This is a genomic window from Pseudoalteromonas sp. S558, from assembly GCF_005886635.1.
Lineage (GTDB): Bacteria > Pseudomonadota > Gammaproteobacteria > Enterobacterales > Alteromonadaceae > Pseudoalteromonas > Pseudoalteromonas aliena.
In genome coordinates this window covers 1-588 of record NZ_PNDU01000543.1, presented here as the reverse complement: position 1 = coordinate 588, position 588 = coordinate 1, and the positions used below count along the sequence as shown (strand labels likewise).

General features: G+C 40.5%; 1 protein-coding gene. It reads right to left on the bottom strand.

The genetic code is table 11. The features are described 5' to 3' along the window. The coding region (locus tag CWB66_RS21335) for an FAD-dependent oxidoreductase (protein ID WP_171037563.1) at positions 1-588 on the bottom strand (588 nt) is incomplete at both ends.

The window sequence follows — 588 nt, the reverse complement described above, 5'->3', positions numbered from 1 at the left end:
AGTTTTACCGTTATCTAAATGCAATGTTACAGAGCCATCATCTTCTTTTATCAATTTATTTGGTACAGAATGAGTGTGCAAAGTAGGGCCTTCGGCAGCCATTACTTCAACAAGTGTATCTACAATGTACGAATCAAAGTTACGAAGTGGAGAATGCTTACGAACAAATAAATGTGTTTCAGTACCAAGGCCGTGTAATACACCAGCAAGTTCGACGGCTATGTAGCCTGCGCCAATAACGGCAACGCGCTTAGGTTGCTCTTTAAGCTCAAAAAAGCCATTTGAATCAATGCCGTGTTCAGCACCTTCAATATTTGGAATACTTGGGCGACCACCTACTGCAATTAATATATGATCAGCTGTGTAATGCTCGCCATTTACTTCAACTGTTTTGCTATCTATAAATTTAGCAAAGCCTTTAATTACAGTAACGCCATTGCTTGCAAGGCCACTGTCATAACCTTTATGAATTCGGCCTATGTAGGCTTCGCGGCTTTCTACTAACTTGCTCCAGTCAAAACCTTTAACTTCAACATTAAAGCCGTAATCTGGGGCATATAAATTAATTGCTTCAGCAACCTGAGCACC